16 protein-coding genes are annotated in these 19636 nt (G+C 59.7%); 10 read left to right on the top strand and 6 right to left on the bottom strand.

Annotated elements, in window-relative coordinates:
- Nucleotides 1–7: 7 nt before the first annotated feature.
- From sufC to ACQZ5G_RS00680, 4 genes are all read right to left on the bottom strand, one after another.
- Nucleotides 8–763, bottom strand: a complete 756-nt coding sequence (sufC, locus tag ACQZ5G_RS00695; RefSeq protein ID WP_003522658.1) for a Fe-S cluster assembly ATPase SufC — start codon at nt 761–763, stop codon at nt 8–10.
- 115 nt (nt 764–878) lie between these two features.
- On the bottom strand, nt 879–1220 hold the full coding sequence (locus ACQZ5G_RS00690) for a GIY-YIG nuclease family protein (RefSeq protein WP_448736685.1): 342 nt from the start codon (nt 1218–1220) through the stop codon (nt 879–881).
- A gap of 55 nt (nt 1221–1275) precedes the next feature.
- Nucleotides 1276–2745 carry a Fe-S cluster assembly protein SufB gene (sufB, locus tag ACQZ5G_RS00685; RefSeq protein ID WP_006698793.1) on the bottom strand — a complete coding sequence of 490 codons (1470 nt, stop codon included), beginning with the start codon at nt 2743–2745 and terminating at the stop codon, nt 1276–1278.
- 198 nt (nt 2746–2943) lie between these two features.
- A complete protein-coding gene (locus ACQZ5G_RS00680) occupies nt 2944–4113 on the bottom strand; it encodes a cysteine desulfurase family protein (protein ID WP_448736684.1) in 1170 nt (389 codons plus the stop codon).
- A 211-nt stretch (nt 4114–4324) separates the two neighbouring features.
- Between ACQZ5G_RS00680 and ACQZ5G_RS00675 the strand changes: the two genes are divergently transcribed.
- Nucleotides 4325–5002, top strand: coding sequence for an alpha/beta hydrolase (locus ACQZ5G_RS00675; RefSeq protein WP_003495402.1), 678 nt, complete (start codon nt 4325–4327; stop codon nt 5000–5002).
- Nucleotides 5003–5238: 236 nt separating this feature from the next.
- On the opposite strand, the gene ACQZ5G_RS00670 is transcribed toward ACQZ5G_RS00675, so the two are convergent.
- Entirely contained in the window at nt 5239–6363 is a 1125-nt protein-coding gene (locus ACQZ5G_RS00670; RefSeq protein WP_448736683.1) for an anhydro-N-acetylmuramic acid kinase, read from the bottom strand.
- 148 nt (nt 6364–6511) lie between these two features.
- Between ACQZ5G_RS00670 and tyrS the strand changes: the two genes are divergently transcribed.
- Nucleotides 6512–7765 (top strand): tyrosine--tRNA ligase, encoded by a 1254-nt coding sequence (gene tyrS / locus ACQZ5G_RS00665; RefSeq protein ID WP_448736682.1) that lies wholly within the window; start codon nt 6512–6514, stop codon nt 7763–7765.
- Between the two features lie 46 nt (nt 7766–7811).
- Here tyrS and ACQZ5G_RS00660 read toward each other — a convergent pair whose 3' ends face one another.
- Nucleotides 7812–11195, bottom strand: coding sequence for a hypothetical protein (locus ACQZ5G_RS00660; protein WP_448736681.1), 3384 nt, complete (start codon nt 11193–11195; stop codon nt 7812–7814).
- 234 nt (nt 11196–11429) lie between these two features.
- Here ACQZ5G_RS00660 and ACQZ5G_RS00655 point away from each other — a divergent pair, with 234 nt between their 5' ends.
- The 8 genes from ACQZ5G_RS00655 to ACQZ5G_RS00620 all read left to right on the top strand — a co-directional run bounded on the left by ACQZ5G_RS00655 (nt 11430) and on the right by ACQZ5G_RS00620 (nt 19612).
- On the top strand, nt 11430–11897 hold the full coding sequence (locus ACQZ5G_RS00655; RefSeq protein WP_448736680.1) for a peroxiredoxin: 468 nt from the start codon (nt 11430–11432) through the stop codon (nt 11895–11897).
- A 14-nt stretch (nt 11898–11911) separates the two neighbouring features.
- A complete protein-coding gene (locus ACQZ5G_RS00650; protein ID WP_448736679.1) occupies nt 11912–12736 on the top strand; it encodes a ferritin-like domain-containing protein in 825 nt (274 codons plus the stop codon).
- Nucleotides 12737–12828: 92 nt separating this feature from the next.
- Nucleotides 12829–14127: a M23 family metallopeptidase gene (locus ACQZ5G_RS00645; protein ID WP_448736678.1), complete on the top strand. Its 1299-nt coding sequence runs from the start codon at nt 12829–12831 to the stop codon at nt 14125–14127.
- 219 nt (nt 14128–14346) lie between these two features.
- Complete coding sequence (locus ACQZ5G_RS00640) at nt 14347–15843, top strand: DEAD/DEAH box helicase (protein ID WP_003520451.1); 1497 nt, start codon at nt 14347–14349, stop codon at nt 15841–15843.
- Nucleotides 15844–15851: 8 nt separating this feature from the next.
- Entirely contained in the window at nt 15852–16277 is a 426-nt protein-coding gene (locus ACQZ5G_RS00635) for an NUDIX domain-containing protein (protein WP_020810923.1), read from the top strand.
- Nucleotides 16278–17048: 771 nt separating this feature from the next.
- Nucleotides 17049–18230: a branched-chain amino acid ABC transporter substrate-binding protein gene (locus ACQZ5G_RS00630; RefSeq protein ID WP_448736677.1), complete on the top strand. Its 1182-nt coding sequence runs from the start codon at nt 17049–17051 to the stop codon at nt 18228–18230.
- 132 nt (nt 18231–18362) lie between these two features.
- A complete protein-coding gene (gene rpe, locus ACQZ5G_RS00625; RefSeq protein ID WP_003520447.1) occupies nt 18363–19040 on the top strand; it encodes a ribulose-phosphate 3-epimerase in 678 nt (225 codons plus the stop codon).
- Nucleotides 19041–19084: 44 nt separating this feature from the next.
- Nucleotides 19085–19612 carry a hypothetical protein gene (locus ACQZ5G_RS00620; protein WP_448736676.1) on the top strand — a complete coding sequence of 176 codons (528 nt, stop codon included), beginning with the start codon at nt 19085–19087 and terminating at the stop codon, nt 19610–19612.
- Nucleotides 19613–19636 lie beyond the last annotated feature (24 nt).

Genomic DNA, 19636 nt, shown 5'->3' with positions numbered 1-19636 from the left:
CTTTGACTTAGGCCGCTTCACCGATGATGTCGGCGTAACCGTTGTTTTCCAGTTCCAGCGCCAGAGCCTTGTCACCCGAGCGGATGATCTTGCCCTTGTAGAGAACATGCACGCTGTCCGGCACGATGTAATCGAGGAGGCGCTGATAGTGGGTGATGACGACGGTGGCGCGATCCGGCGACTTCAGCGCGTTAACGCCGTCAGCCACGATCTTCAGGGCGTCGATATCGAGACCGCTGTCGGTTTCGTCGAGAACGCAGAGTTTCGGCTCCAGAAGCGCCATCTGCAGGATTTCGGCGCGCTTCTTCTCACCGCCGGAGAAGCCGACGTTGAGCGGACGCTTCAGCATCTCCATGTCGATCTTCAGATCGCCGGCCGCTTCCTTGACACGGCGGATGAAGTCCGGCGTCGTCAGTTCGGACTCGCCGCGCGCCTTGCGCTGCTCGTTCATCGCAACCTTCAGGAACTGCATGGTGGCGACACCGGGAATTTCGACCGGATACTGGAAGGCAAGGAAGATGCCCTTGGCGGCGCGCTCGGCGGCATCCAGTTCCAGAATGCTTTCGCCGTTATAGAGAATGTCACCGGAGGTGACTTCGTAGTCCTCACGGCCCGACAGGATATAGGACAGCGTCGACTTGCCGGAACCGTTCGGCCCCATGATGGCAGCAACCTCACCGGCGGCAACCTTCAGGTTGAGACCCTTGATGATCTCGGTTTCGGTATCGGCGATCTTCGCGTGCAGGTCGATGATTTCAAGCATGGTATTGTTCCTGTTCATGGTGCGGTTTCAAGGACCGCCTCGTAGACCCGGTTTGCGGGTCGCTCTTAATTCTCACATCCGTCATCCTCGGGCTTGTCCCGAGGATCTAATCACGTCAATTATAGTCATCCGACGCCAACGTATTCCGGTGCGGCACATAAGCGTTTTCGATCTCATCAATGCGCTCAAAAAGATCGAGCCACGTTGGGTTCAGCTCTTCGATCAGCTTGATTTTCCACTCACGAAGATAGCGCTTCAACGATTTCTCCCGCTGGATCGCCAAAACGATGTTTGGGTGGGTTTCAAACCAGACGAGATTTTTCGCCTGATATTTTTCTGTGTAACCCTTCCGTTCAGCGTTTCGATGCTCCCACACCCGTCCCGATAAATCGCTCGTGACACCGGTATAAATTACCCCGCGCGGTTTGTCAGACATCATGTAGACGAAGCCACTCATTCTAACAGCCACCGCAGCAGATCCTCGGGACAAGCCCGAGGATGACGAGGAAAACTTATCCCACAGACCCTTCCAGCGAAATGCCGATCAGCTTCTGCGCTTCCACGGCAAATTCCATCGGCAGTTCCTGAATGACTTCCTTGACGAAGCCGTTGACGATCAGCGCGATCGCCGCTTCCTCGGGAATGCCGCGCTGCAGGCAATAAAACAGCTGGTCTTCGGAAATCTTAGACGTCGTCGCCTCGTGTTCGAAGTGCGCGGAGGAGTTCTTCGCCTCGATATAAGGCACGGTATGAGCGCCGCACTTGTCGCCGATCAGCAGCGAGTCGCACTGCGTGAAGTTGCGCGTGTTGGTCGCCTTGCGGTGGGCCGAGACCTGGCCGCGATAGACGTTTTCCGAGAAACCGGCGGCGATACCCTTGGCGATGATGCGGCTCGACGTGTTCTTGCCGAGATGGATCATCTTGGTGCCAGAGTCGATCTGCTGGTGTCCGTTGGAAACCGCGATCGAATAGAACTCGCCGCGGCTGTCATCGCCGCGCAGGATGCAGGACGGGTATTTCCAGGTGATGGCCGAACCGGTTTCCACCTGCGTCCACGAAATCTTCGAGCGGTTGCCACGGCAATCGCCACGCTTGGTCACGAAGTTGTAGATGCCGCCCTTGCCTTCTTTGTCGCCCGGATACCAGTTCTGGACGGTGGAGTATTTGATTTCGGCATCATCAAGTGCCACGAGTTCAACCACGGCGGCGTGAAGCTGGTTCTCGTCGCGCTGCGGCGCGGTGCAGCCTTCCAGATAGGAGACGTAAGCGCCTTCTTCGGCAATGATCAGCGTGCGCTCGAACTGGCCGGTGTTCTTTTCGTTGATGCGGAAATAGGTGGAAAGCTCCATCGGGCACCGCACGCCCTTTGGCACGAACACGAAGGAACCGTCGGTGAAGACAGCCGAGTTCAGCGTCGCATAAAAATTGTCCGTCGTCGGCACGACCGAGCCGAGATATTTCTTCACCAGTTCCGGATGCTCGCGCACGGCTTCCGAGATCGACATGAAGATCACGCCGGCCTTGGCCAGTTCCGCCTTGAAGGTGGTGACGACGGAGACACTGTCGAACACGGCATCCACCGCAACCTGACGCTTTTCGACGCCAGCGAGGATTTCCTGTTCTTTCAGCGGAATGCCGAGCTTTTCATAGACCTTGAGCAGCTCCGGGTCGACTTCATCGAGCGACTTCGGGCCGGGCGTGCTTTTCGGCGCGGCGTAATAATAAAGATCGTTGAAGTCGATCTTGGGGTAGCTGACGCGCGCCCAGGTCGGCTCTTCCATTGTCAGCCAGCGCTTGTAAGCCTCAAGACGCCATTCCAGCATCCATTCCGGCTCCTGCTTCTTGGCCGAGATGAAACGGATCACCTCTTCCGAAAGGCCCTTCGGGGCCTTGTCGACTTCGATATTGGTTTCGAAGCCGTATTTATACTGGTCCACATCGATCTGGCGGACCTGATCGATCGTTTCCTGAACCGCTGCCATGTCGTTCTCCAATCTCGCCGGAGCCAAGGTCCGGTGGCTTGTCAACGTATCAAGGCGGAAAGCCGCCTTATTCATCTTCGGGCAAATCGCTCCGAGCCGTTGGCCGGGGCAGAGCTTATACCCATGTAGGTGCGGGATGGCGCTTTTCACACATCCCGGCAAGCGGAAAATTGCTATTCCGCAATTCTTTGCCGCATTTTAAGCGGCCTGACCGGACAGCTTGCGCCGTCCGGCAATTTTCGCAAACGCCGCAAGCGTCCTGTCGATATCGGCCTCGTCAGTTGCGTGACCGAGGGAAATCCTGAGCGCACCGAGCTTGGGATCGTGCCCCATCGCGGTCAGCACATGGCTTTCGCCCACCTTGCCCGATGAGCAGGCCGAGCCAGCGGAAAGTGCGATACCTTCTATATCGAAGGCGATCTGCCCGGTCTCGGCCTTCAGGCCCGGAAGCGTAAAAAACGTGGTGTTGGCGACGCGCATGACATCGTCGCCGTGAATGATCACATCAGGCGCGTTCACCCGCATACCGTTTTCCAGCCGCGCCCGTAGCGCGGAAAGACGCGCCGCCTCGGCCTCGACATTCCGAGCAGCAACAGCGGCGGCAGCACCAAAACCAATAACAGACAGAGTATTTTCCGTACCCGAACGATGGCCCTTTTCCTGTCCGCCGCCATGGATCAGCGGTTTCGGCATCATCACCTCGCCGCGCGAAACGAGAGCGCCAGCACCCTTCGGGCCGCCGAGCTTGTGAGACGAAATCACAATAAAATCGGCATCAAGCGCGTTGATATCGAGCGGAATACGGCCGGCCGCCTGAACAGCGTCGACAACCATCAGGCCGCCTGCCGAATGCACGATCCGCGCCGCTTCCGTCACGGGCTGGAGAATGCCGGTCTCGTTATTAACCAGCATGCAGGCGACCAGCGGCAGACCAGCGGATTTATCATGCGAGGACAACAGCCCCTCAAGTGCCGCGAGATCGAGAACGCCCGCTGACGTGACGGGAATTTCCGTTACGTTATCCTTGTGGAACCGGCCGCCTTCGCGGAAAGCCGGGTGCTCGATCGCAGATACATAAAGACGGCTCACCCGGACCGGGCTGCGCCCCATTTTGAAATCCGGTGTCAGCACCAGATTGGCAGCTTCCGTCGCCCCGCTGGTAAAAGTCAAATGGGCGACCTCGGCACCGACAAGCGCTGCCACATCGCGGCGAGCGGCCTCGACGGCAGCGCGGGCCGCCCGGCCTTCGCGGTGCACGGAAGACGGGTTACCAGCCACGTCGAGCGCAGACACCAGAACGTCCCGCACGGCCGGCAGAAGCGGCGCCGTGGCGTTCCAGTCCATATATGTGCGCGTCAAAACCGTCATGGCGGTGAGGCTTTATCCAATCTTCCATGCGCAAAAACGCATTTTTCTTGAAATTACAGTTGCGCTTGCCTTATGACACGGTCCGAGTGCTTAAGCACACGCAAAGTTTCGAATTATTCTAAACTGCGTTCTAGAAAAGATGACACAGTTCGTCAAGTCTTCTCATGGGTAGAATGCGGTTGGAGAATGAAAAAACACGACCGGAGTACCAATGCCCGAAGTCATCTTTAACGGCCCTGCGGGTCGCCTCGAAGGCCGTTATCAACCCTCCAAGGAAAAGAGCGCGCCGATAGCGATCATCCTTCATCCGCACCCGCAGTTTGGCGGCACGATGAACAACCAGATCGTTTATCAGCTCTTTTATCTTTTCCAGAAGCGCGGTTTCACGACGCTCCGGTTCAATTTCCGCTCGATTGGCCGCAGCCAGGGCGAGTTCGATCACGGTGCGGGCGAGCTTTCCGACGCCGCCTCGGCGCTCGACTGGGTGCAGAGCCTGCATCCCGATTCGAAAAGCTGTTGGGTGGCGGGTTACTCCTTCGGCGCCTGGATCGGCATGCAGCTTCTGATGCGCCGGCCGGAAATCGAAGGTTTCATGTCGATTGCGCCGCAGCCGAATACCTACGACTTCTCCTTCCTCGCGCCCTGCCCGTCGTCCGGCCTCATCATCAATGGCGATGCCGACAAGGTTGCGCCTGAGAAGGATGTGAATGGCCTGGTTGAGAAGCTCAAGACCCAGAAAGGCATCCTCATCACCCACCGCACCCTTCCGGGCGCCAACCACTTCTTCAACGGCAAGGTGGATGAGTTGATGGGCGAATGCGAGGACTATCTTGATCGTCGCCTGAATGGTGAACTGGTGCCGGAACCGGCGGCCAAGCGTATTCGGTGATTTGCCGAGCATTGGCAGGGTAGTTTTGATATCCCTTCGATAACTCCGGCGGGTGGGGCTTACCCCCCTCTGCCCTGCCGGGCATCTCCCCCACAGGTGGGGAGATCGAATCGCGGCGACCTTTCGGCCATATTCAACGGTAGAGTTTCAGGCGAGGAGCAGGCGTCTAGCTGATCTCCCTCCTTGTGGGGGAGATGCCCGGCAGGGCAGAGGGGGGTGAGCCCCACCCTCCTTCGTCATTCCGATCGCACCAACACCCCGCCCGTCACCGGCTCCCGCACCCCCGTCGTGCCGGGATAGGTCAGCGGCAGCCCCCGCATCGAACGCACAGCCAGATAAGCCCACGCCTCCGCCTCCATCGCGCCGCCATCAAAACCCGCCTCCTCCGCCGCAATCACCCGCGCACCGACCTTGGCGGCAAGGTTAGCAAACTCTTCCATGATCACCGGGTTCAACCGCCCGCCGCCACAGACCACGTAGGTCCTCGCCGCCTCCGGCAGATAACTTGCCGACTTCAGAATGGCAGCCCCTGTCAGATGCGCCAGCGTCCGCGCGCCGTCCGCCAGAGAGACCTCGCCCTTCTGCGGCGGCACGAAATCGCCGCGATCCAGCGAACGGCGAATATTGGCGGAAAAGAACGGGCTTTCCATATATCGCTCCACCAGCGAGGAAACGACACTGCCGCCCGCCGCCGTCCTGCCGCCCTTATCGAAAGCCTTGCCCGTATGCGCTTCGATCCACTGGTCGATCAACATATTGCCGGGACCGCTGTCGAAAGCGGCAAGCTGGCCAGCTTCACCGATGTAGGTGAGGTTGGAGATGCCGCCGATATTGACGAAGACCGCAGGCGTCTCAAACCCGTCAGGCAGATTGGCGGAGAGTGCCATGTGGTAGGCGGGGATCAGTGGCGCGCCCTGCCCGCCATGCACCATGTCGTTGGCACGCATGTCGTAGACCACATCGATACCGGTTTCCTCGGCCAGCAAAGGTCCGTCACCGATCTGCACCGTCAGCGCCTCATCCGGCCGGTGCAGCACCGTCTGGCCATGAAAACCGATGAGATCGATATCACCGGGCTGAAGCCTGTGACGGTGGAGAAAGGATTTCACCGCTGCCGCATGGGCAAGCGTCAGCTTGCGCTCGGCCTCATCAAGATCGCCCGGACGCTCACGCCGTTCGCGGATGGACTTGGCTGTCGTCAGCGCCTTTTGCCAGATGGTTCGCAGGCCCGGATCATAGGGGAAATACCCACTCGGCCCATGCCGAACCACGCTCTCGCCATCCGTGCGCAAAAGGGCGATATCGATGCCGTCCATCGATGTGCCGCTCATCAGCCCGATTGCCGTTTTGACCTCGCCCACCTGCCGCTCCCCTGCAATCACGAATCATCACGAAGTGAATCCCGACATTCATGGCCGAAACGGGTGCACATTTCAAAAAACAATGATAAAGCCGCGACGGTCATTGGTTTTCGATGGCCGCAAAGATCAAACCAGAAAGTAAAAGGTTATGTCCAGGTTCAAGTCCGATTTCCTCCGCACGCTCGATGAGCGCGGCTTCATTCACCAGATCTCCGATGAGGCAGGTCTCGACGAACTGTTCGCCAAGGAAACCGTGACCGCCTATATCGGCTATGACCCAACGGCTTCGAGTTTGCATGTCGGCCACCTGACCCAGATCATGATGCTGCACTGGATGCAGAAGACCGGCCACCAGCCGATTTCGCTGATGGGCGGCGGTACCGGCATGGTCGGCGATCCCTCCTTCAAGGAAGAAGCCCGCAAGCTGATGACGATCGACATGATCGAGGACAACATCACCTCGCTCAAGCATGTCTTCGCCAACTACCTCGATTACGACCGCGCCAACAATCCGGCGCTGATGATCAACAATGCCGACTGGCTGCGCGGCCTCAACTACCTCGAATTCCTGCGCGATGTCGGCCGCCATTTCTCGGTCAACCGCATGCTGTCCTTCGACAGCGTGAAGACGCGCCTCGACCGCGAGCAGTCGCTGTCCTTCCTCGAATTCAACTACATGATCCTGCAGGCCTACGATTTCGTGGAGCTGAACCAGCGCACCGGCTGCCGCCTGCAGATGGGCGGCTCGGACCAGTGGGGCAATATCATCAACGGTATCGATCTCGGTCACCGCATGGGGACGCCGCAGCTCTACGCGCTGACCTCGCCGCTGCTCACCACCTCCTCCGGTGCGAAAATGGGCAAGTCGGCTTCCGGCGCCGTGTGGCTGAACAAGGACCTGCTGCCGGTCTATGATTTCTGGCAATACTGGCGCAACACCGAAGATGCCGACGTGGTTCGCTTTGCGAAACTCTTCACCACGCTGCCGATGGATGAGATCGCCCGTCTCGCCGCGCTTGGCGGATCGGAGATCAACGAGGCGAAGAAGATCCTCGCGACCGAAGTGACGGCCATCCTGCATGGGCGTGCGGCGGCGGAAGAAGCGGCCGAGACGGCGCGCAAGACTTTCGAGGAAGGCGCACTCGCTGAAAACCTGCCCTCCATCGAAGTTCCGACATCCGAACTCGATACCGGCCTCGGCGTTCTCTCGCTCATCGTCCGCGCCGGCCTCGCCGGCTCGAACGGCGAGGCCCGCCGCCACGTTCAGGGCGGTGCGGTGAAGATCAACGACATCGGCGTTTCGGATGAGCGCCAGACGGTTGGTTCCGGTGAAATCACCGGCGACGGCGTCATCAAGCTGTCGGTCGGCAAGAAGAAGCACGTTCTGGTTCGCCCGGCGTAACACCCGCGCCAGACCCGTTACCAAGGGCCGCGAAAGCGGCCCTTTTTTATTGGAACTCGAAAATCTGCCGGAAGACGCCCGGCGCGATCAGCGACAGCGGATTGATCGTCAGCTTCGGCTGGTCCGTCTGGCCAGAGAGCTTGAAGGTGATGCCGAGCAACCCCCGGTCGCGGCCATTGCCGAGGAAGATGCCGATGAAGGGCAGCTCGCCGAACAGCCGGTTCAGGCCATAGGCGGGCATGAAGGTGCCGGTCATGTCCATACGGCCGCTCTGGTCCTTCAGCAGGCCCTGGAAGGTCGCGCCGATCTGCTCGCCGCGCACGACGCCGTTTTCCACTGCAACCGAGCCGTTGACGTAAACGACCCGGGCAAAACCGCGCTGGAATTTTTCCGAGCTGACATCGATATTGCGGCGCACCGCATTGTTGAGGCTCCTGCCGTCCTCACCCGTCGGCGTGGCGACGATGTCCTGCAGCTTGGCTTCGTTGACGACGGCGAAATTGCGCAGGTCGAGCGATCCGCTCCAGTCGCTGCCATTGGAGGTCGTCAGCGCAAGGTTGAGAAGGCCGCCGCGAATGCGGCTGTAGATATTGGCGAAACGGGCGAGCGACCCCGCGTCGCTGCTGGTCAGCGTCACGGTTCCCGTCGCCCCGCGATTGGTAGTCTGCGCCACCACCGCCTGGCCGTTGCCGGTGACGCCACGGAAATCGATGGAGCGGACCTTGCCGTCCCGCACGCTGACATCGGAACTGACATTGGCAAGGATTTCATCGTTGAACCCATAGACCTTGTCGAATTGCGTCTTGATGGCAAGGGATGGCTGCGAACGCGACGTCCCGTCGCCGCTGCCGGAAGAGCTGCGAAGCTTCGAGAGGAAAGGCCTGACATCGGCGGATTTCCCCGATGCATTGATGATATAGCCGTTCTTCGAAGCGGCGACCGAAACGGCGTAATTATCGGAGGGCGAGAGCTGCACGCGGCTGAGATCGGCTGAAATCAGCCCGTTCTTGCTGAAGGCGATATCGCCGGCAGCGCCAAAGCCGTCGCCGTCGAGCGAAAAGTCGCTGATCGTCGTGCGCCCGTCTCCCATTTCCATGGTGAAGGTGGCGCTGGCGGGAATGCCGATGCCCTTGCTCCAGCCGAGCCCTGGCAGAATGATCGACGCTTTGGTCAGATCGAGCCGGATATCCTGGCGTTTCGGGTCGGCGCCGTCGATTTCAATCGCCGTCGTGCCGCCGAGGACCGTGGAAAGTTCCGGAGCGAGCTTGGCAACCTGCGTTTCGTTCAGGCTTGCCTTCAGCGACAGCGTCGGTGCGATATCGCTGTTCTTGCGCACCGGCTCCGTCATCACGATGTCCATCGGCACGTCGTCCACGCGGCCCCTGCCCTCCAGTTTGAGCTGGCGGTCGTCCAGCGTCATGAAACCGTCGAGTGCAGTCACCTTGTGGCCCGCAAAGGGCTTGGTCAGCGACAGGTTCTTCAGATCGAGATCGGCCGTCCACACCGGTGGAGGCGGGTTATGGCTGGAAAGCAGGCCAACGGTCAGGTTGGCATGGGCTTTGACATCGCCGGTGAAATCCTCAGGCTTGAACTGCGTATCCTTGAGCGCATTGATGGGTTTGAGCGCCGCAAGTTCGGCCACGGCATCGGCCGAGCCCGAAACGTTCAGTTCGAGATTGCCGAGCAGCGGCTTGTCGTAAACAGCGGAAATGAGAAAACGGCTGTTTTCCAGCGCGAGCGACCGGTTCGACGGGAAATAGGATGTCCCCCGCTTGATATCGACGGCCATCTTGCCGCCGACGAGATCGAAATGCGCATCGACATCGCGCAACGGCGGAATGTCGCCGGTAGTATTGAGACGCGTATCGTCGATATCGAAACGGATCTGCATTTCGCTTTCGCCGAGCACCAGCGGGCAGCCGGGGCCGCACATCCGTCCCTGCGGAATGAAGATCGCGATTGAACCATTGGTGACGGTGCCGCCGTAGAGATTGGACACCACCCAGTCGCGCGGCTTGTGCGCCATCCAGAACGGCCAGAGCTGCTTGACCGCCGTAGCCTCCATCTTCGGAATCTGCCCGCCGAAACTGATTTCCGGCGACCCCTGGCCGAACCGGATTTTCAGCGATCCCGCCATGTCTCCGAGCGGGCCTGTCACGTAAAGCGAGGGAACGTCGAGCTGCTTCGTCGCCGCCGTAAAATGCCCGTCCGCCTTCAGACTGAAAGGAACCGGGGCCTCGCCCGAAGCTTCGGACGAAGCAACGGCGTTGTCGATCCGCAGCGAAAGGCCGAAGCCGTCCTCCGTATCGTTGATTTCACCGGCGACCGGAAGAATTGTCCGCCCGAGCTCCAGCCGCGAATTGTCGATGACAAGGGTGCTTTTGGCAAAGTCATAACGCGCATGGACGTTGCCAGCCGTAAAGGTCTGGGACTCACCGCCGATCATCAGCGTTCCATTGCCGAGGCCGAGCGAAATCTCCAGCCGTGGCTCCTGCCCTTCCATGGCGCGCCGAGCGACAATATTGATACCCGTCTTGACGTTCAGGCCTTCATGGAGATTTCCGTCGGGATCGTATTTCTCAAGAAACGGGCCGATATCGAAACCGTCGATGCGGGCTTCAAAACCGTCTATCCGACCACCCGATCCCGAAGTCTGCAGCGACACGCTGGCAATTTCACCGTTAAACAGCGTTTCTCCATCGAGCGAATATCCGCCCTGCTGATCGGGCGTCAGCGACAATTCGCGCACTTCGACGGTGCGCGGCTTGCCCAATTCTCCGGGCGGCAGGTGAACCGAAACGCTGGAAATATCGATTTCCTCGGTTCCGCTGCTCAGAAAAGCCTGAGCGAGCTTGTCGAGCTGCCCGAAGGCCTCCTGCAATTGCTGCGGCACGGCGTCGAGCTTGACGCTGGCGAGATCGAACCCATTACCCTTGGGCAAAAGCGCCGTATCGAGCTCCATCCCGTCGGCCTCGAGGCTCTCCACCGAGACGCGGCCTGTAAGAAGCGCAAGCGGATCGAGCGCCATGCCGATTGCCCGCGCCCGGCTCATATGCTGGCCGGATTCCTTCTCGATGATATCCACGTCCTCCGCCACCAGCGCAAGGCGCAGCCCGGTGGAAAACCTGATCGCCGAGGAGCCGATCCGCGCGCTGTAATGGGGGCCGAGCGCCCTTTCCAGCGCCTGCTGCGCCTGGCTGGAAAGCGTCGCATCGATCGATCCCGTCTCGACGGAAAGAATGATGCCGCCGATGGACAGGAAGGCCAGCACGAAAAGCGCTGCGAAAATCTTGATGAAGGCACGCACCATGGAGCGCGGCGCCGGGCAATGAACGATGATGGGATCTTCGGCCTGCGCCGAAGGAAGATCGTGCAGCGCAATGATATCGCGTCTGCCGAACTTGACCTTTTCACCCCTGACTTCAGCCATACGCCCGTGTTTGCCCTTGAATAGCTTTGTTTCGCCGCAACACCGAAGCGGGATGGCGAAAAGTGTAAGCGGTTTTCGTCCGGAATCCCGCTTTAATTCTTTAGCCCGGATAACGATTGAGATTTAAGATCGTTTCGACCTGAAATCTAAATAGTGATCTGGACGACGCGCGGTTTCGCTATATATCGAATGTGGCGACTTTTCCTCAACATCCCGGCGAAAGAAAGGTAGATTATGACAGACTTGACGATTGGCGGCCCGGCTCCCGATTTTACTTTGCCCCGCAACGGTGAAGGGACGGTGACATTGTCCAAACTGCAAGGCAAGGCCGTCATCCTCTATTTCTACCCGAAGGACGATACTTCCGGCTGCACCGCAGAAGCCATCGACTTCAGCGCGCTGGGGGGCGAATTCGAGGCAGCCAATGCCGTCGTCATCGGCATTTCGCCCGACAGCGTCAAAAGCCACGACAAGTTTGCGGCAAAACATTCGCTTTCCGTCATGCTCGCTTCCGACGAGGAGAGGAAGGTTCTGGAAGCCTATGGCGTCTGGAAGGAAAAAAGCATGTATGGCAAAAAATACATGGGCGTCGAACGCACGACCGTCCTCGTTGCCCCGGATGGAAAAATCGCGGAAATCTGGAACAAGGTGAAGGTCGCGGGCCACGCCCAGGCCGTTCTCGAGGCCCTGAAGAAGCTCTGAGGGACCAACCCGTCGTGACGCCCCCGTTCAAAATCATCTCGCTGCGAGGCGGCGCGACGGATGCCATCGTGAGCGCCGATCTCGACAGAAAGACCGCACTCGCGCAGGAAACGGCGACACGCTGGTTCGAGCGCCGCCTGTCGCTGCGCTCGCCTCTCGACCCGCCGCTGCCTGAGCGGCCGGGCAGGCCCGAGAAGCCGGAACTCGTGCCGCCGACCGCCGTGGAACGCCGCTCCCTACACAGCGTCAGGGGCCGCATCGCGCTGCTGCACGCCATAGCCCATATCGAACTCAACGCCGTCGATCTCGCTCTCGATATCGTCGCGCGTTATGCCAGCGAGCCGGTGCCGCATTCCTTTTTCGACGGCTGGATGCAGGTCGCCTTCGAGGAGGCGAAACATTTCAGGCTGGTACGGGACAGGCTGAGAAGCCTCGGCGCCGACTATGGCGATCTCCCGGCCCATGACGGGCTCTGGCAGGCCGCGCATTCCACCCGCAACGATCTCACTGCGCGGCTCGCCGTCGTCCCGCTCATCCTGGAAGCGCGCGGACTGGACGTCACCCCTTCCCTGCAGGCGAAGATGCGTGAGACCGGCGATCTCAAAAGCGCCGCCGTTCTCGACATCATCTATAATGACGAAAAGGGCCATGTCGCCATCGGCGCGAAATGGTTCCGGTTCCTGTGCGCGCGTGAAAAGAAGGACCCGGCCGCAACCTTCAGGCAGCTGGTGCGCGCCAATTTCCGCGGCCCTTTGAAACCGCCCTTCAACGATATTGCCCGCGCCGAGGCCGGCCTGACGCCTTCCTTTTATCGCTCGCTCACATCCGTCAGCCAATAGCCGACATCGCCAAAAGGCCTCTCCGGCAAAACTTCGTTAACCTTAACGAATTATGATTTCCCTTAAGAAATCGGCCAGTCCGGAGAGAGATTGTGACTGATACGGCGGAAAACCGGGTATTCGGCAAAAAGCGTGAGCCGCACGTGCTCATTCTCGCGCGCGGCGACAGGGTGCGGCACATGACCATCCGTCCGTGGATGGCGGCGCTTGCCGGCTGCACGATCGGCCTTTTCTCGCTCGGTTATCTCGGAGCCACAGGCTATCTCATTTTACGCGACGATCTGATCGGCGCGACCATGGCCCGCCAGACCCGCATGCAGAACGACTATGAAGACCGCATTGCAGCGCTGAGAGCTCAGGTGGACCGTGTCACCTCCCGGCAGTTGCTCGATCAGCAGGTCGTTGAAAAGAAAGTGGAAAAGCTGCTGGAACAGCAGGCGGCGCTGACCTCGCGGCACGGCCGCATGAGCGAATTGCTGGAGCGCGCCGAAAATTCCGGCATCGCCGCCTCCCCGGCCGCGCCCTCGTCTCTTTCAAACGCCATGGCGCCGGAAAAACGCGCTGACCTCTCCGGCGGCCTTTCGGCCATTGAAAAGCTGATGACGCCCCGCAAGCCGCAGACGGAAAAGCCCACCGCATCGGACAGACACGCCGCCTATGTACCCGAATCCGGCGAAACGCCATCCGACCGGGCCGACCGGGTGTTTTCCAAGGTGACCCTGTCGCTGAAGGATATCGAACGCCAGCAAATATCGCGCATCGCCAGACTGACCAGCGACGCCGAGGACAAGGCGAATGCGATGCAGGACATCATCCGGCAGGCGGGCCTGAAAATCGAAGAGAACGGCAATGACGACATAGGCGGCCCCTATGCCGACCCCGAGCGCGGTGACACCGATCCTTTCAACCTCTCGCTCACCAATCTCGACAACGCGCTGAACCGGCTCGACATCGTCAAGGAAACCGCGACCACCCTGCCCTTCGGCAACCCGGCCCCTGGCCGGGCGATCAGCAGCCGATTCGGCAACCGGATGGATCCGTTTCTCGGCCGCCCGGCCCTGCATACCGGCATCGATTTTCGCGCCGAAACCGGTGCCGACGTTAAATCCACCGGCGCGGGCAAGGTGACGGTCGCGGAAAATTCCGGCGGCTATGGCAATATGGTAGAAATCGATCACGGCCAGGGCGTGTCGACGCGATTCGGCCATCTCTCCGCGATTCTGGTGAAAGCCGGCGACAGGGTCGAGGCAGGCGACGTCATCGGCCGCGCCGGCAGCACCGGTCGCTCCACCGGTCCGCATGTGCATTACGAGGTGCGCCGCAACGATACGCCGGTCGATCCGATGCGGTTCCTGATCGCCGGAACGGAACTCAAAACCTATTTAAAATAGCAGCCCGATTTTAATGCTTTTTTTGCGCTTTTTACGATAAATCGCTGAAATCTGCACCAAAGGCCCAGATGCCCCGCCCGAACCCCGCTGTTTCGCGCGCTTTTCCCGTTGTTTCCTTGACTTTCCGGCAATTTGGGCATATCCCCGCGCCAAGTCTTTGCAAGTGCCGTCGCGGCACGCAGGTGTTCTTACCGAACCAGAACGGAAAAAGTTCTTCCTTTGACAACATTCTCTGATCTTGGCCTGAGCCAAAAAGTTCTTTCCGCTATTGCAGATGCCGGCTACACGACGCCGACACCCATTCAGGCTGGCGCCATTCCGCCGGCGCTGGAAAAGCGTGATATCTGCGGTATCGCACAGACCGGCACGGGCAAAACCGCGTCCTTCGTTCTGCCGATGCTCACCCTGCTTGAGAAGGGCCGTGCGCGCGCCAGAATGCCGCGCACGCTGATCCTCGAGCCGACCCGTGAGCTGGCAGCGCAGGTGGCGGAGAACTTCGAGAAATACGGCAAGAATCACAAGCTGAACGTCGCCCTTCTCATCGGCGGTGTTTCCTTCGAAGACCAGGACCGCAAGCTTGAGCGCGGCGCCGATGTGCTGATCTGCACCCCCGGCCGCCTTCTCGACCATTGCGAGCGCGGCAAGCTTTTGATGACCGGCGTGGAAATCCTCGTCATCGACGAAGCCGACCGTATGCTGGATATGGGCTTCATTCCCGATATCGAGCGCATCGCCAAGATGATCCCGTTCACCCGGCAGACGCTGTTCTTCTCGGCCACCATGCCGCCGGAAATCCAGAAGCTGGCCGACCGGTTCCTGCAGAACCCCGTTCGTGTCGAGGTCGCCAAGCCCTCCTCCACGGCAAAGACCGTTGCCCAGCGCATCGTCGCCGCGCACAACAAGGACTATGAAAAGCGCGCCGTGCTGCGCGATCTCGTCCGCGCCGAAGAAGCCGAACTGAAGAACGCCATCATCTTCTGCAACCGCAAGAAGGATGTGGCCGACCTCTTCCGTTCGCTCGACCGTCACGGTTTTTCCGTCGGCGCGCTGCATGGCGACATGGACCAGCGTTCGCGCACCACGATGCTGCAGAACTTCAAGGACGGCAATCTGAAGCTGCTCGTCGCCTCCGACGTTGCCGCACGCGGCCTGGACATCCCCGATGTCAGCCACGTCTTCAACTTCGATATTCCCATTCATTCGGAAGACTATGTCCACCGCATCGGCCGTACCGGTCGTGCCGGCCGCTCGGGCAAGGCCTTCACCATCGTCACCAGGAGCGACACAAAGTATCTCGACGCGATCGAAAAGCTGATCGGCGAAAAGATCGAGTGGCAGAACGGTGACCTCTCCACCCTTCCCGCGCCGATGGAAAGCTTTGAAAGCAACTCCGGCCGCCGGGGCAAGGAACGGGGCGGCAGGGGCCGCGACCGCAACCGTCGCGACGCAGCGCCGGTCGAAAACATCAATCAGGGTGCACAATCCGCTGCGGACACGGACATCGCGGCTCATGGAGACGACAAGGTGAAAGCAGAACGCAAGCAGGAAAAGACCCCGCGCAATTCCGACCGCAACAGCCGCAATCCGCTGCACGCCAATGACGACAACCGGGACCGCCGCCGCCATTATCGTGACCACGACGATGGCCCGACACCGGTTGGTTTCGGCGACGACATCCCCGCTTTCATGCTGATCGTGGCCAACGCCAAGGCCTGACCGCGGGAATGGACAGCATGACGCCGACCGCCAGGCCAGGTCTCGATTTTCCGGGTGTCGGCGTCGGCCTCGCCATCATGCGTGATGGCCGCGTGCTTTTATGCCGGCGCCTGAAGGCGCCGGAAGCCGGATACTGGAGCATTCCGGGCGGCAAGGTCGATCACCTTGAAACCTCCCTCGCCGCAGCACGCCGCGAGGCCGAAGAGGAAACCGGGCTCAAGATCGGCACCGTCGAATTCCTCTGCCATAGCGAATTCATCGATACGGAAGACCGTCACCACTGGGTTTCGCTGATCTTCGTCACGCGCGATGCGCAGGGTGAGCCGGCACTGACCGAACCCGACAAGCTTTCCGCCATCGGCTGGTTCGATCCGGATAAGCTTCCCGAACCCATCTCCGCCTTTGCAAGAGACGCCCTCGCAGCCCTGAAATAAAGCCGCAAAAGCGGCTGGGCGAACTCGCTTGCGGGTGACAACAGCCGTCAACGGGCATTTTCAAACAGCCACGCGATCAATATGCCGGAGCCGGCTTCACCCACTCAGCGCGATATCTTTTCTGTAAATTCAGGAATGAAAGAACGTCTTTGCGCGGGGCTTTTCTAATTCAATTTTAAATTGCTTAAATTAGCTACATGTAAAAAACCGCCCCAGTTTCCCGAAGCGGTTTATACGTAATAAAAAAAATAGAATATGAAATTCAATATAGTCTGGCAGTGCTTATAATCGGAACACTTTCCGAGGCCTGTTATGGCCAATTTCAGTCGTCCCCTGAAACAGTTATATCTAAGCCAATCATTTACTTTCCGTCAAGCAAATCTTCTCGCAAATGCGAAAAAAACATGGCGGAAAAGAGGTGAACGATGGGAAGGTTTATATATTTACGTTATATATCAATAAATTACAAATATGAAAATAAAATGTGCATCTTTTTGTGCTGCACTTTAAAAAGCAGAAACGCGGACCGACTTTTTCTAAACTGTGCTTATACACGCCACATGTAATGGATTTATGAAGTAACGCCCGCCGCGACAATGATGTGAAATACTTCTCCACCCATCCGGCGCAGGAGCGAATTGCTGGTCGGCAAAAATAATCCTTCAATAAAAACATGGTGCGCAATTATATCGAACGGCAACAACTACAAGCTGCGACGACGACCCGCGCTCTCAAATCGGACAACTTCAGAGCAAATCCACCGTCCCCCGGATGGCGATATGCGAATATGATGGAGCATCGGCGATTTTTCCTTTGGAAAACCGGTTGTTGCCGATAAACATCAAGCCGGGACAACAGGATTTCTATCACGTCATGCTTTCACTTCGCCTGCTAACGATCATCGCCGGTTTTGCCCTTGCGGGCTCAGCAAGCGCGGCATCGATTGGCATTGTTGCGCCCCAGAGCGGTCCTTACGAACTCCTGGGGCAGCAGGTACGGCAGGGTGCGAAGGCGGCGGCGGCAAAGCTCGGGCTGGATGTCGTCGAAATCCATGAAAGCTGCGAAGAAGGCAGCGGCGGCGCCATTGCCGATGGCCTAGTGGCCGCCAAGGTCAGCGCCGCAATCGGTTTCTTGTGCACCGAAACGCTTCAGGATGTTCTGCCGCCGCTGAAAGCGGCCGCCATTCCCGCCATCACGCTTTCCAGCCGCGCGCCGATCCTGATGGAAGACGCCCTGAAATACGGCTGGCCGCTCTTTCGCCTCGCCCCGTCCGACAGGGCCGAATCGGACAGGATCGCGGAGATCATCCTGCGCGACTGGAAGGGACATTCCATCGGACTTGTGGATGACGGCACGATCTACAGCCGCGAGCTGGTCGACCGCATCCGCTCGTCGCTCGAGGAAAACGGCCTGAAGCCCACCCTTGCCGATACGATGCGTCCCAACCAGGAACAGCAGGTCGCGCTGGTGCGCCGGCTGGCGCGCACCGGCATTTCCCATGTCTTCGTCGGCGCGGAACGCAACGACGTCGCCATCATTGCCAGAGACGCCGGGTCGGAGAACATTCCCCTCACCCTCATGGGCGGCGATGCCATGAATGCGGCCAACAATCCGGTCCCTTTGGCCGCGAATGTGCTGGCGGTCACCCGCCCGGCCTATGATACCCTGCCATCGGCCCAGGCGGTTGCCGGCGAACTGCGCGGCGCCGGTATCGAGCCGGAAGGTTACGTCCTGCCGGCCTATGCGGCAGCGGAACTCACCGCCGCCCTTGCGGAAGCCACACAGGCGCAGTCGAAACGCGCGCCGGAGATACTGGCGGGCGGCACCCTTTTCAAAACCGTTCTCGGCGATCTCGGCTTCAACCCGTCGCATGACCTTTCGGACAATCCCTATCGCCTGCAGCGATGGAACGGCCAGCGCTTCGAACCGGCGGATAAGGCCGAAAGACAATAGGCGAAACCCGCGCCGCCGAAAATTCGAGGAAACGCAGCTGAAAACCGCCGGCAACCGCGCGACCGGCCGTTTCAAACCCCGATACTTGGTGTTAAAGGCAGCTTACGCAACGCGTCGAGAGGAGTTTGCCCCATGTCCCTGCCCATCCGCATAGCCCCGTCCATTCTGGCTGCCGATTTCGCCAAGCTCGGACAGGAAGTCGCCGATGTCACGGAAGCGGGCGCGGACTGGATTCATCTCGATGTGATGGATGGCCATTTCGTCCCCAACATCTCCTTCGGGCCGGATGTCATCAAGGCGCTGCGGCCGCACAGTATGGCGTTCTTCGACTGCCATCTGATGATCGCACCCGTCGACCCGTACCTCGAAGCCTTCGCCAAGGCGGGCTGCGACAGCATCACCGTGCATGCCGAAGCCGGGCCTCACCTGCACCGCTCGCTGCAGACGATCCGCGGGCTCGGCAGAAAGGCCGGCGTGACGCTCAACCCCGCAACACCGCTTTCGGTCATCGAAAACGTGCTTGATGACGTCGATCTCGTCCTGATCATGAGCGTCAACCCCGGTTTCGGCGGGCAGAAGTTCATTCCGGCCATGCTGGACAAAATCCGCGCGGCAAAGGCCATGATCGGCGACCGGCCGATCGAACTCGAAGTGGATGGCGGCGTGACGGCTGAAACCGCAGGCGCGATCGTTGCCGCCGGTGCGAATGCGCTGGTGGCCGGCTCGGCCATCTTCAAGGGCGACGGCGTTGCCGACTACCGCAAGACGGTCGCGCAACTGCGCCACGCAGCGGAAGCCGCGCGGACATAATCGCCGCCGCCGAAGGGGGCACGGCAAGGCGTTGGGGGATCGGCATGGAAAGCGACAGGCGGGGTTTCCGTGACACGGCTTCGGCAGCGCTGTTTCCGCTGCTCGGCGCGCTTGTCTGGGCCGTCTGTTCCAGCGCCGCCGCCGCCATCGGCCTCTATGTCAGGAACCGGCTGGAAACCGACCATGCCACCGACATCATCATGCTTTTCTTCGCGGGCGGCCTTTTCGGCTGGCTGCTGGCCATGGCGGCGCTGCACTTCCTCCCTGCTTCCGCCGCCCTGCCGCTGCGTTTTGCGGCGGCCTGTCTTGCCATCGCTTTTTTCACGCTGGCAGTTGCGGCGGCGTTTTTCGCTTTCGAGTACCGTATTTTCTATGCGCAATGGCACGCGCCGGCATTCTCCCGCATCTGGTTTTTCCAGCAGCTCTTCACATCGCTCGGCGCGATTTACCAGTTCTGCATTCTCGGCCCTGGCTTATATTTTCCCTTTGCCATCGTTCCGCTCCTGCCTGCGGGCGCAATCCTCTGCCGACGTGCGCAACGAGCAACAGAGGCATGTAGCTTGATAGATTGAGATTACCGGAACACTTTGCTAAAC

The organism is Agrobacterium sp. 22-214-1 (assembly GCF_053522465.1).
Note: the sequence above shows the minus strand (reverse complement) of the source record. Positions and strands in the feature narration are given on the sequence as shown.

Bases quoted from the DNA above. Each gene is read 5' to 3' on its own strand.
- ACQZ5G_RS00635 (WP_020810923.1), top strand. From the start codon at position 15,852: ATGGACAGCATGACGCCGACCGCCAGGCCAGGTCTCGATTTTCCGGGT.
- ACQZ5G_RS00680 (WP_448736684.1), bottom strand. From the start codon at position 4,113: ATGACGGTTTTGACGCGCACATATATGGACTGGAACGCCACGGCGCCG.
- sufC (WP_003522658.1), bottom strand. From the start codon at position 763: ATGCTTGAAATCATCGACCTGCACGCGAAGATCGCCGATACCGAAACC.
- tyrS (WP_448736682.1), top strand. From the start codon at position 6,512: ATGTCCAGGTTCAAGTCCGATTTCCTCCGCACGCTCGATGAGCGCGGC.
- ACQZ5G_RS00620 (WP_448736676.1), top strand. From the start codon at position 19,085: ATGGAAAGCGACAGGCGGGGTTTCCGTGACACGGCTTCGGCAGCGCTG.
- ACQZ5G_RS00630 (WP_448736677.1), top strand. From the start codon at position 17,049: ATGGCGATATGCGAATATGATGGAGCATCGGCGATTTTTCCTTTGGAA.
- ACQZ5G_RS00690 (WP_448736685.1), bottom strand. From the start codon at position 1,220: ATGAGTGGCTTCGTCTACATGATGTCTGACAAACCGCGCGGGGTAATT.
- ACQZ5G_RS00655 (WP_448736680.1), top strand. From the start codon at position 11,430: ATGACAGACTTGACGATTGGCGGCCCGGCTCCCGATTTTACTTTGCCC.
- rpe (WP_003520447.1), top strand. From the start codon at position 18,363: ATGTCCCTGCCCATCCGCATAGCCCCGTCCATTCTGGCTGCCGATTTC.
- ACQZ5G_RS00660 (WP_448736681.1), bottom strand. From the start codon at position 11,195: ATGGCTGAAGTCAGGGGTGAAAAGGTCAAGTTCGGCAGACGCGATATC.
- ACQZ5G_RS00675 (WP_003495402.1), top strand. From the start codon at position 4,325: ATGCCCGAAGTCATCTTTAACGGCCCTGCGGGTCGCCTCGAAGGCCGT.
- sufB (WP_006698793.1), bottom strand. From the start codon at position 2,745: ATGGCAGCGGTTCAGGAAACGATCGATCAGGTCCGCCAGATCGATGTG.